The 292-nt window shown below is 42.1% G+C and carries 1 protein-coding gene; it reads left to right on the top strand.

Annotation, left to right across the window (positions count from 1 at the left end):
* Positions 1-77 precede the first annotated feature (77 nt).
* Positions 78-292 (top strand): helix-turn-helix domain-containing protein (locus tag CD129_RS07315; RefSeq protein ID WP_144437005.1); only part of this gene is annotated, 215 nt, incomplete at its 3' end.

The raw sequence follows: 292 nt of genomic DNA, 5'->3' as shown, positions 1-292 counted from the left end.
CTAGACACATAAGAAAAGCCACTCGTGATACACTCAAAATGAATTTCCAACCAAAGAAATCATAGGAGTGATCACGAATGACCTACACCCATCTTAGCACGGATGAATTGATAATAATAGAAGCCTATTTCCATCAAAATAGCTCTGTCACAAAGATTTCAAGACAGATGGGCCGGGCCCGTCAAACAGTGCACAATGTGGTGACTTTTCTGAAAGACGGGCACACGGCACTGGATTATTACAAGCGCTATAAGCAGAACAAGAAACGCTGTGGTAGAAAACAGACTGTACT

Origin of the sequence: Mammaliicoccus fleurettii, assembly GCF_003970575.1 — a bacterium.
In the GTDB taxonomy this organism is placed as follows: domain Bacteria; phylum Bacillota; class Bacilli; order Staphylococcales; family Staphylococcaceae; genus Mammaliicoccus; species Mammaliicoccus fleurettii.
The sequence above is the reverse complement of the archived record's forward strand: the minus strand, read 5'-3'. Positions and strand labels throughout refer to the sequence as shown.